The sequence below is a fragment of the Aporhodopirellula sallentina SM41 genome, assembly GCF_000346505.1.
GTDB classification, from domain to species: Bacteria; Planctomycetota; Planctomycetia; order Pirellulales; family Pirellulaceae; genus Rhodopirellula; species Rhodopirellula sallentina.
On sequence record NZ_ANOH01000143.1, the window covers coordinates 1 to 8,384 of the forward strand.

General features: G+C 58.9%; 6 protein-coding genes. 5 read left to right on the plus strand and 1 reads right to left on the minus strand.

From position 1 onward, the window contains the following. Positions 1-987, minus strand: a 987-nt coding sequence (locus tag RSSM_RS09380) for a lysophospholipid acyltransferase family protein (RefSeq protein ID WP_236621035.1), incomplete at its 3' end; no start/stop codon positions are given. Between the two features lie 227 nt (positions 988-1,214). On the opposite strand from RSSM_RS09380, the gene RSSM_RS09385 reads away from it, so the two are divergent. The 5 genes from RSSM_RS09385 to RSSM_RS09405 all read left to right on the plus strand — a co-directional run bounded on the left by RSSM_RS09385 (position 1,215) and on the right by RSSM_RS09405 (position 8,267). Next, positions 1,215-4,478 carry a hypothetical protein gene (locus RSSM_RS09385; protein WP_236621036.1) on the plus strand — a complete coding sequence of 1,088 codons (3,264 nt, stop codon included), beginning with the start codon at positions 1,215-1,217 and terminating at the stop codon, positions 4,476-4,478. A 134-nt stretch (positions 4,479-4,612) separates the two neighbouring features. After that, positions 4,613-5,440, plus strand: coding sequence for a hypothetical protein (locus RSSM_RS09390; protein ID WP_044302007.1), 828 nt, complete (start codon positions 4,613-4,615; stop codon positions 5,438-5,440). Between the two features lie 326 nt (positions 5,441-5,766). Next, positions 5,767-6,177 (plus strand): 6-carboxytetrahydropterin synthase QueD, encoded by a 411-nt coding sequence (gene queD / locus RSSM_RS09395; RefSeq protein WP_008677152.1) that lies wholly within the window; start codon positions 5,767-5,769, stop codon positions 6,175-6,177. A 192-nt stretch (positions 6,178-6,369) separates the two neighbouring features. Further along, the gene (gene nusB, locus RSSM_RS09400) at positions 6,370-6,813 is read left to right on the plus strand and encodes a transcription antitermination factor NusB (RefSeq protein ID WP_173403144.1); all 444 of its coding nucleotides are present in this window, start codon (positions 6,370-6,372) and stop codon (positions 6,811-6,813) included. Positions 6,814-6,818: 5 nt separating this feature from the next. Beyond that, positions 6,819-8,267, plus strand: coding sequence for an MATE family efflux transporter (locus RSSM_RS09405; protein ID WP_008677156.1), 1,449 nt, complete (start codon positions 6,819-6,821; stop codon positions 8,265-8,267). Positions 8,268-8,384: the final 117 nt, after the last annotated feature.

The following is an 8,384-nucleotide window of genomic DNA, read 5'->3' on the forward strand; positions in this document are numbered from 1 at the left end:
CAAACGTTTGGCCACTCGTGGTGACGGTGTTCGCCATCTGCGGTGCAGCCACCAATATTGCTCCGGCGCCCGATCGATCGATCGTTCGAGTTGCCGGTTATACCAACGCGTCAACGCCTCGACCGACTCGCAATCCGGATTCGTCCTGCCGTCGGCATCTTTATCGGCCGGGTCAACCATCTCCATCATGGCAGACTCGAACTGCATCGGCCGCCCATCAACGCGGCGAGTATACACAGCCAACATCGGGGCCTCGTGGGCGAGCGAGAACAACGCGAGCGCCTTATGACACGATGCGGGCACGCCGCAAAAGTCGACCCACAGCCCCTTATCGCCGGCGTGCTGGTCAGCCAATAACGACAACGTGCCGCCCTCATCCATGAACTTCTCAACGATCGGGGCACAACCGTTCTTGTCGACCAACCGCTGGCCCTTCGCGCCGCGAAAACGCTCGACCCAGCGGTGTAGGTGAATGTTGTCTAGCTTTCTCGCGATCGCGAGCGTCTTCATCCCCATCAATCCGAGGGTGTAGCTGCCGATTTCAAAATTCCCAAAATGCCCGCTGACCAGGACCGAGGGGCGGGGCGACAAACTCGCCGCGAGCATCTCACGATTGCCTTGAAACTGAACATGCTCGATCCAGTTCGCCCGGTGCAAACGACGCTGAGCCCACGCGACCTCGCAAACCATCAACATCAAATGATGCCACATCGCCAGCGTCAAACCTCGGGCACGCTGTTCATCCACGCTCGGATAAATCTTCTCGAGCGTTTCTGAAATCGTTCGCGCCCGCACCGGCAACGGCCCAGACAACAACGCCGCAAGACCGCGACAAAGGTGATCGCCCATGTCCAAGGGCAGTACCTGGATGACACAAACAATTCCGCGGACGACGACATACGCCACCGCGTCGAGCATAGGTTTCGATCGACTCTTCGATGCCATGGGAGTCTCGTCGAGAGAAAACAAATCAATTCGATCACGCATTCTGACATCCCACGGTCGCCCGGCACCAGATCGATTGCCCGCAATTTACGGCACCAATCCAAAAAACGGCCTTGTGACCAGAGTGAATAAATGACTAGCTTCGAGTTGGCTTATTGCAGTCACTCCCATGAACCTATTCGAGCGTGAGCGACGTCGTTACTGTGATCGATCTACTCTTCCCCTGCCTCGTTTTTCGCCGGTCAATTTGCATCGTCGTCACGACCGGGATGCTACTTTTGACGCACGCCGTCGCCCCCCCGGCGATACTGCGAGCGGAAGAGGAGTCGCCGCCACCGCCCCAAACGGTGCCCGCCGACGATCCACAACCGCCGATCACCCTTAAAACGACGCTGAAGACACCGGGCAGTGGCGAGCGCCTCGTGGATGACGTTAACGTGCAACCGGTGCTGGCTTACGACACACAATCGATCCACGGCGTGATCGAATGCCGCCGCGACGACAACACGGCCCTGCCGGAAGATCACTGGTCAGGCTGCAGCGTCGTCATCACCTCAACGTCCGACCGCAGTGCCGTTGAGCGAGCGACACTCCTGCGAGCCGACGCTGCGATCGACGACTCGCAAGACACGGCCACCAAGTCAGACACACCGAAGAGTTCCGAGCAGATCGCACGATGGGAGTTCCGGCTCGCCACTCCGCTCTCCGAAGGCGTTTACGAGATCAAACTGGACACTCACGCATCCGCCACGTCGCGATGGCGGGGCATCCTGAGCCTCGACCGTGGCCTGCTCCGAGAACGAGGCGACGCGGACGATCCCACGATCGCTCCCGAATCCTGGCCACTGATTGTCCTGCCATCCTCCAAAGTCACCGCAGCAGACCCGGCGACACCTCACACAGCATCCCCGATTCCCCCCCGCGGCACTCTCGTGCGTTGGTCCGGATTCCCCGAATTCGATTCCGCATCGGGTGCGTTCGCCGCAGAACCACTCAAAGCCCGATCGTCGTTGACATCGCGTTTCACATGGGGCCTATCGGGCGGCTCGCAGACAGGGTCCACGCCGGCTCAGCAATGGGGCAGCATCGTAAATTCGATCGAGCAACGACTCGATACGATCCTCGCGTCATCCGCAGACGGAATCGTCCTCAACGCACCAAACGCCAACTCCACCAGCGAAGAAAAACTCCGCAACGACCTGCTCACCGAGTGCGTCAAAGCGAAAGCCAACCGACTCGGACTGCAAATTTGGGAATTCGCCCCAATGGCCGATTCCGAAGCGTCCGGCACCGCACCGGCAACGAGTGAATCGACCAACGCGACCGAGCAAAACAAAAACGTCGTCACGCTGCGCCGCATCGATCAATCGACAACGCCTGGCTCGACAACAGCCGCCCAAGAGCTTCGCGTCGCCACACTACTGCGGCCATCCGCACAAACAATCCGTGGCCACTTTCCGCCACCGATGAACGCCGCAGCCGACGCCGACTTGCTTTGGTTTGGATGCCGCGATAGCACGAGCGACCTGCTAACCGCCGAAAAACAGACCGACGACGCGGCCGATTCTGCCAATTTGCCCAACGACCTACCGCTACTCAAACGCGACGAAGCCTTCGCCGCGAATTGCTGGCTGCAAGACTGGGCTCGCTGGGTCGTACGCTACGCACCGCCGAAGAATTCGAAAGACGCCAATCAACCGAACACCTGCCAACACGGCCTGTTGATCGACGAAACGCTCCTCAACGGAGAAGCCATCCCAGACACCGGTTCGGTACGCGGAGCATTGGAATTGTGGGCCAACTGCTGGGGCGAAGACACCCTGTGGCTCACTCCCAACCGATCGGCTGAACCGCGGCAATCGGTCAATTCGTTGGTGCACGTTCGCTACGCGCGGCTCAGCGGACACTCCGTCCTGGTTTGCATCAACGACGCACCATGGCCGATGCGGGTCACCTTCCCCATCCCCGAAACAACCCAGTGGGAAGCGATCTCCCCCGCCCCTATCGAATCCGCTCGATTGAGCACACCGGAACAAACCACCGACGGCGCCACAGTCGTTATCCCCGCACTTTCAGCGAGCGTTGCCTGCACCCCAACGAAACTTTCGCCGACGCTGCGCTACACCGTCCGAATCGACGACGCGCGCTCTCGAGTCGCGCTGCTGACCTCGCAAGTCACAACGATTGTCGAGAACCTTGGCTTGCTCGGCGAACTCGCCGGCCTGACCTCGCCCGTTCGCTCTCCGGCGCAGACAATGGTTGCCTCTAACCAACAACGCGTCACTCGTGGTGCCTCGACGGGCGCAGCGGACCGAACGTCAGACACCGGTTCATCGAGCTGGGCGAGCGTCCTGTGGTCGACGGATCGATGGAGCGTCACGCGAGCAATCAGTCCTTCCGGCCCGGCAAAGGAACGCACCGAATCCAAAACAGTCTCCGCCGGAGTGACCGCGGTAGACCGACTCGCCGCCCCACGTGACGAGTCGTCGCCCGCACCATCGCAAACGAACTGTCGCAACCTTCTCGCAAACGGTGGATTCGAACAACCTCACGAACTCGGGATCCCTGGCTGGATGCATGCTCACCATCCATCCGACGCCGTGACGCTCGACTCGCTGATCTTCAGTGAAGGGCAAAAGGCGATTCGCATGAGCGGCAAAGGGACCAGCGGTTCCGCATCCTGGTTGATCAGCCGGGAAATTGCACGGCCCATCGCAGGTCGCCTTGGTATCTCGATGTCAGTCCGCAGCGAAGACCCCAAAGACGAAATCACGCCGGACGGGAAAGCCAAAACAGCTCTTGCCCAAACCGAAAAAGCCGAGATCCGCGTCGCCATCGAAGGCGAACGCAACGGCCATCCGATCCGCCGTAGCCAAACGATTCAAATCGCCAACGACGGCAAGTGGCAGACCGGACGACTCGTGTTGGAATGGCTCGATGTCGACGGAGCACGCGACCAGAACCTTCGCGTCACGATCGACAACTTTTCATCATCGGACGTATGGATCGATGACATCGTCGTGACGGACTATTTCGCCAGCGCCAACGAACGATCCGAACTGCAAAGCCTCGCTTACTTGGCCGTTCAAGGACTGCAGCACGCAGATCTCAAACCTGCCGCTCGACTGATGAAAAACTACTGGGCCAAGGACCTGCTGCGAATCGCAAAACCGACCTCCGTATCAATGCTCGACACGGATTCCGAAGACAACACGACCGGTAAAAAACGCAGTCGCTTTCCGTTCGATGTGCCGCGACCAACTCCGATGTGGCGAGAAGATTCAGTCACGACTCCTGCCATCAGTGCGATCACACCTCCACCGGCGAAGTCGAGATCCGGAATCGCCCCCACTGAGCCATCGGCACCAATTTCACCATCACAAAACGACACTCGCTCTCGAACCGTGCCCCCCCAAACACGCGTAAAGGCCGACAACGAACAAACATCCAACAGCACAAATTCGAGTTCAGAATCCTCGGAAACGATCGCGGGTCGGATTCGCAGGTGGTTGCCGACACCCCTGCGTTTCTAAGCAATTTTCATCAGAATTGACTCCTCCGCGGCACGACTTTCGGTTGTTTTGAGCGCCAATACCGCTTCCAATATTACCCGGCCTGGTTGCAACAACGCCTCGCCTCAACTGTCGTTATCCATCTCGGAGATCTGATGAGCCGCTTCAAAAGTATCCTCAAGAACCGGTGGGTACGATTCTCGATGGGGATCGTCGCCGTCTGCGTTGTCGTTGTTTCCGGAGCCAGTTGGTGGGCGGTATCACAGTCCAAACAGGTGCCCGAGTTTTACAACCGAGCACGCAATCAATCGGGACCGATCGCCGAGATCGCGCGGAACCAACTCGAACATGATGTTGAACAGGTTCGACAGCAAACTCAAAAGGGTAGCTTCTGGAGAACGTCGTTCAGCGAAGAGGAGATCAACGCGTGGTTGCAAAGCGAACTTCCCGAACGGTTTGGACGACTGTTTGCTCACGGCGTATCGGATCCCGCGATCGCGCTAGAAAATGGCGAACTGTTCGCCGCGGCACGCTATCGATCCAAACGATGGGATACGGTTGTCTCGTGCCGACTCAGTGTTGAGATGACCGAGGAACCCAACCTGCTCGCAATCGCGCTTTCGGATTTGAAGGCAGGCGCCCTGCCACTGCCGCTCGAACCGTTCGTTCGAAAGATCAGCAAAGAAGCCGCGATGGGCGACCTCGATATCCGTTGGGACTTTACCGAGACGGGACCGATCGCCTTAGTCGAAATCCCTCAGGAAGATCCTCGCTTCGTCATCAAACCACTCGTGATCGAATCGGTCAATCTGATCGCCGGCCAATTGCAGATGGCTGGCCGAGTCGGAACGGAAGCGTCGGACGAGTATCAACCGCGCGGCCCGGTTCATCGCTTCGTGTCGTACCGCCACCGAAAATCGAATCACGACGTGAACACCACACTCGGACGCGAACCAAACGGCGGCGAGATCAAAACCCGCTAGCAGTCTATTGCCAACTCTTTCCCCCGAACTGGATCTTGTGAAACATCCTACTGCAAAGTGATCTTTCAATAGATCCACGACCGCCACGCGAAACCAAGCCGCGAACTACACAAGCAACACAGCGGTGCAAGACACCGCTCAGAGCTAACCGCTCAGAGTGAATCGCTCAGAGTTAACCGCGCAGAGTCGACCACCCCGTGGAGTGCGCTGGGGCGTGCGAACCTTGCCAAGCACGCTATCATGGGTTGCGAGAAAACGGCTACGCGCCGTCACCATGAATCCCCGCTCTGCTAAGAATTGAAAGACAACCTGTGTCGATTTCTATCATGCGCCGTTTCACTTTCTGCGCCGGCCACCGATTGGTAGGTCACGAAGGAAAGTGCCAAAACCTTCACGGGCACAACTACGTGCTCGAGGTCTACGTGACCGGTCAAGAACAAGACGCCGTGGGCAGAATCCTCGACTTCAAACAACTCAAAACTCGATGCAAAACGTGGATCGACGAAAACTGGGATCACACGTTTGTCTTGTGGGACAAAGACCAAAACGGACTCGACGCAATCCGCAGTTCCGTGCCACACCGAATCTACGAACTCGACTGCAACCCGACGGCTGAGAACATGGCCAAACACTTCCTGCACGAGATCTGCCCAAAACTGCTCGACCAGAGCGGAGCCACCGCGTTCAAAGTACGCCTCTGGGAAAGCGAAGAGACCTACGCGGAAGTCACCATCTGATCGCCTCGATGAGCGGTCGCAGGCTCGGAACGGAGACGTCGCCTGCCGCCGGCGCGGCACAGGCATCAGCGCCCCACCACCGAGCCACCGGTGGACGGATGTCTTTCGTAAAATCCTCGTGCTACAGGCGAAAAACCGAGCCTCCCCGCATCATCAAAACCGTCCCGTTGACATCCTCTATCTTTGTGAGGCATGTTATCACGCATGGCTACACGACGACGAGCACGCGAAATTGTCTTGCAACTTCTCTACGAGGCTGATCTGAATGATTGGCGCGATGCTGCTGCGTCGCGCCGGTTCATCCGCTCGCGCTTGCAAGGACGCAACTTGCTCACCACGTTCGCCACCGAACTGCTCGAAGGCACGATGGCGCATCGCGACGAAATCGACCAGGAACTGAAGCGACTCTCGACGAACTGGGCGCTCGGCCGGATGCCCGTCACCGACCGGAACGTTCTGCGTCTGGGTGCCTACGAAATCCTGTATTCGAAAACGCCAGGCCAGGTCGCGATCTCCGAAGCCCTGACACTCGCCCGGCGATACGGTGGCGAGAACAGCCCGCGGTTCATCAATGGCGTTCTGGATCGCCTGTTCAAAAAAACGGCCTCTGATAAGAAAACCGTAGCCTCGGAATAAACTCCATGCGCTCCGCCTACGCCGAGGTGCTTCGCATCGCGGTCCCGCTGATGATCAGCACGGGGATGTTCTCCCTCGTGCTGTTCGCTGACCGGACGCTGCTATTCCAACACGAACCCGCCGAAATGGGCGCCGCCATGGCGGCCGGCAACCTGTTCTGGGTCAGCATTTGCATCTTCGTCGGGATCGCGTCGATGACCGGCGCGATCGCCAGCCAATACGTCGGCGCCGGACAGCCCAAACGGATCGGCCGAATGCTGTGGCAATCGGTTTGGTTCTCGCTCGCAACGATGCCGCTGTTCCTGACACTCGCCTACTTCGCCGAACCGTTGTTTCAATGGAGCGACCAGGCACCGGCGTTGATTCCACTGCAAACGGTCTACTTCCAAATCCTGATGTGGGGCGGCGCCGGCGAAGTCCTGCAGACGTCGCTGTCTGGATTCTTCAGCGGCACACACCGCACCCGAACCATCGCGATCGTCAGCGTCATCTCCGGTGCAATCAATTTGTTGCTGGACGTCGTCTTGATATTCGGTATCGATCCGTCCTGGTGGGGCGGAGACGGACCCCGGGTCTGGGAACTGGGAATCGCCGGAGCGGGAATCGCGAGCGTGATATCGTTCTGGTTCAAAGCGATCTGCTACGCAGCGATCTTGCTGCTCCCGCGGTTCCGTCACGCCTACGGAATCGTCACAGGCTTGCGATGGGACCGCCGCATGATGTGGAAACTCGCCTACTTCGGCTTCCCAACAGGCTTGATGTACGTCACCGAAGCCGGCGCGTTTGCGGTGATTGTGCTGATGATCGGCAGGCTCGGCGACGTCCCACTGCAAGCCACAACGATGGCGATCAATTTCAACATGATCGCCTTCATACCCCTGGTCGGAATGTCGATCGCAGCTTCGGTCTTGGTCGGACAACATCTCGTTCGCAGCGGCCCGGAATCAGCAATTCGTTGCGTGCGTGCCGCGCTCATCATTTCGTGGGCCTACTCCGCCGCCTGGGCGATCGCGTATTGGTCCAGCGCCGAAACATTGATCTCGCTCTACGCTGTCAACCAGAACGCATCCACCATTTCCGATGACGCCGCACTCGCACTGCAAACCGCTGAAGGGCTGCTCGGTTTCGTCGCGATCTACGTTTTGCTCGATGCGACCCAATTAATCCTAGCCGGTGCACTGCGTGGAGCCGGCGACACATGGTTCGTACTACTCGCGGGAATGACGGTCTCACTCATCGCCCTGTCCGCCGGCGTGGCCTTTGAACCAGACTGGGAGCCTGTTCTCTGGGGCAGCGACGAACCTGCAACCGCGACCGCGACGAGCATGTCGGATTCCGTCGCCGGAGCACTGCGTTGGTGGTGGATGGTGCTGACCGCGTGGATCATCTCACTCGCCGCCGCCATGTCCGCCCGCTACGCCCAAGGCACCTGGAAACGCATGCGAATGGTCTAGCCCGGATGATTCGCCGAGATTGCGACCCGCAGCAGGGAAACGCTTTCGGCGCGTCCGAACTTCGGTCGCGAATCAAGAAAGATTCTGGCACGCGGCGTGTTTCAATGCTCCGGATGC